Annotated in this window: 1 protein-coding gene; it reads left to right on the plus strand. The window is 65.6% G+C overall.

Going from position 1 to position 3,392, the window contains the following annotated elements:
• The first annotated feature begins 337 nt into the window (after positions 1–337).
• Positions 338–1,255, plus strand: a complete 918-nt coding sequence (locus ACIRFH_RS36460) for a hypothetical protein (protein WP_403530859.1) — start codon at positions 338–340, stop codon at positions 1,253–1,255.
• Positions 1,256–3,392 lie beyond the last annotated feature (2,137 nt).

Raw genomic sequence — 3,392 nt, forward strand, 5'->3', positions numbered from 1 at the left:
TCACGCCTGTCTACGGCCGAGGTTCCCACGACCGACCCGCCCACAATCTGGCGCCTCAGCCACCACGTGGTCATTTCACTGAGAAAACGTCACTGACCCGAAAGGTGTCCAACCATTTCGAAGCAGCCAGCCCAGCAACCAGCCCGTGACACCATCCACCACCGCAACCTCACCCCGGTGAACGTTCCTGGTCACTGCACTAGCCTGCCCGCATCCAGAGATCACGGTCCCTGGACGAGCCGAAAGGGCCTCGCCAGCAACCGGACAAATCCTCGATCAGGTTCGGCGCATGCAAACTCCGAGCGCTTGACGGTCTAGCGGCCCTATCGTCTCGGACATGGATGCAGAGCAGTTGAAAGGTTCGTCCCACAGGTGGATGAGTGCCGCACTGGCAGCCTTCGTAGAGGGCCTTGAGAGCTACGACTTCGCTGTTCACCACGCTGGAGTCGCTACGGAACATCTGCTCAAGGCGTACCTCGCCGGGATCCATCCAGCTCTGATCGTCGACGGCCGGCACTTTGACTCGTTGCTCCACGCCACGGGGCTGGGCTCGCATGCAGGCCCACTGACCAAGGTCAAGACCATCGGCCTTGTTGACGCCTACGACCGGGTGGTCAAGCTCCTTCCCAGGAAGATCCCGATCGACAAGAAGGCTCTTGAACCCCTCGCGGACGCCCGCAACGGAGTCGCCCACAGCGCGATACACGACTCGGCGCAGGCCGAAGCCGTGTTCACGGTCTGTCTTCGCTTGGTCGACCCGGTTCTCGAAGAACTGAAGATTGATCCGAACGGCTACTGGGGCCCGTTCCTGGTCCTGCACGACAAGCTGGTGGATGAGCAGGTGCGGCAGGAACGAGTCGCGGCGGAAGCTCTGCTGGTCAAGGCTCGTTCGTTGTTCGAGCAGCGCTTCGGGCACATGTCAGGCAAGGAGCGTGACGTGGTTCTGGCCGCAATCACCAGCAAGCCGATGATCACCATGAGCCGGGAAGCCCCTAGGGAGTGCCCGGCCTGCGGCTCCCAGGGGTGGGTGGCTGGCGAAGTGAGTGCCGTCCACGTCTACGACGGCGGCCAGATCACAGTCTCACCGAAGGAGGTTCTACTCGACCCCTATGGGTTTCACTGCGCAGCGTGCGACCTCGAAGTGGGCGCCAAGCTTCTCATGCACATGGGCGCCCTAGCCCAGAGTGTCTTCTTGGATGCCGACCCTCATGACTACATCGACGACGAACCGTTGATGGACGAAGCGTCCTCATAGGGCGTTGAGGCCAACCACCCTGAGTTCCGCAGGTTCTGTTGGCCGCAGTTATTGCCGCGGGCGGTTCAGCGCGGTGAGCAGGGTGCGTTGTCGGGGTGGAGGTGGGGCCGCATCCGGCAGTGTCTCCAGCAGTGCAAAGGAGGAACCGGCCGCGCAGGGTGGTCGCAGACACGAAAGGTCGGATCTGCGAAATACCTCCCCGACCGTTCCCCCCTCATCGTCCAGCGCAGCCGCACGCCGGGCTTCTGGGTCGTACGGTCCGCCGGTGCGATGGCGCACAGCCCGACGAACAGCGCCTGGGCCACGAGGGGGACTCGAGGACGACATCCTGGACCCGGGCGTGCGCGTGATGACCGATTGGGAACAGGCTCTTGTCCGGGCCGGGGTGGGGAGGCCGCCCTCCGGATCTGGTCGGCCGGGGCCCGCCGCACGTGCCTCCATCGATGTGGCAGCGCACACGCTGCTGCTGCCTTGACTGTTCCGACCGGCCCACGGCCAGCCAACCGGCGGGGCTCTCGATCCCGGCCGGGGACGTCCCCGGCCGCCCCGGAGGACGACCGCCAAGCGGAGATGTGCAAGGGGGGCGTCGTCGGGCCGTCGTTGCGATCCTCGGTCGCCCCAGAGGACGACCGCCAGTCGCGCCACGGAGTCGGGCGCGGGTGATGCGGACGAGGTTGCGATCCTCGGTCACTCCGAAGGGCGACCGCCAGGCGCCGGCACTGGGTCGGCATCGACTACGGCACCACGTTGCGATCCTCGGTCGCCCGGAGGACGACCGCCAGCGCTGGTCTTGGCAGTCGCGCGGGCGACGATGCCCGGGTTGTGATCCTCGGCCGCCCCGGAGGGCGACCGCCATTTCCGGCGGTGATGCCGTGCTGGGCGCGGCCTGTGTCGTTGCGATCCTCAGTTGCCTCGAGGGACAACCGCCAAAGTTGCTCTTGCCAGGGCCGAACTTATCGCGGCCAGCCGATTCTCGGTCGCCCCAGAGGGCGACCGCCAGTCCGTCGGTGTAGGTCTCACAGTAGCCGTCGCGGGTCTTGCGATCCTCGGTCACCCGAAGGGGCGAGACCGTCAGTGCACGGCGGCATCATCGACGAGATCCACGTCCACAAGTTGCGATCCTCGATCGCCACGGAAGGCGACCGCCATGACCCAGCCGTCCTCTCCGACGCCGTAGGCGAAGCTGTTGCGATCCTCGGTCGTCCCCAGAGGGCGACCGCCAGCCCTTGGCGTCCTGGTGCTCGCGGTAGTGCGGCTCGTTGCGATCCGCAGTCGCCCCGGAGGGCGACCGCCAGGTGTACCCGCGGGCGCATTACGACGCGTGGGTGCGGATGTTGCGATCCTCGACCGCCTCGAAGGGCGACCGCTAATGGTTGGATGACTTCGACCTTCAGCCCGGCGCGGAGTTGCCATCCTCGGTTACCTTGGAGGGTGGCCGCCAGGTTTCCCGCCACTGCTCGCCAGCCCGATCCCACTCGTTGCGATTCTTGGCCACCTCGGAGGGCGACCGTCAGCCGAGGCGCTCCAGCACGCCCGTCTCGGAGAGGTAGGCGTTGCGATCCTCGGGCGCCCCGGAAGGTGACCGCCAGCCGAACTATCCTCGATGTTCGACTCCGACGCGGGCTGGTTGCGATCCTCGGCCGTCCCGAGGGCGGCTGCCGTTCGTTTTGAAGTCTTTGCGGAAGACGCCGGTCTGCATGTTGCGATCCTTGATCATCCTAGATGGGGAAGCCCCAGCGCGCGGTACACCGCTTACCTTGACCTGTAGGCGTCATGATCCTCGGTCACCCCGAAGGACGACCGCCAGCTGAGGGTGCCCTGACGAATGGTGAGCCGGGGGTTTTGATCGCGATCCTCGGTCGCCCTGAAGGGCGACCGCAGTGGCCTGCCGGAGGCGTACGAAGGCGGGGCTATTCCGTTGCGATGCTCGGTCGCCTCGGAGAACAGCCACAACGCGGACGAGTGCGCCCCACAGATAGCCGTCCACTTGGTTGCGATCCTCGGTTGTCCCCGAGGGAGACCGCTATCCACACGACATGCTTCTAGTGACCTGAGTCGGAGATTCGTCGTTGGTTCGGTATGAGTCGTCCGGGTCCGAAGATTCCGCCGTTGTCGGTGACCGATGCCCAGCGGGTCG

Source organism: Streptomyces sp. NPDC093586, assembly GCF_044764905.1.
Taxonomy (GTDB): Bacteria; Actinomycetota; Actinomycetes; order Streptomycetales; family Streptomycetaceae; genus Streptomyces.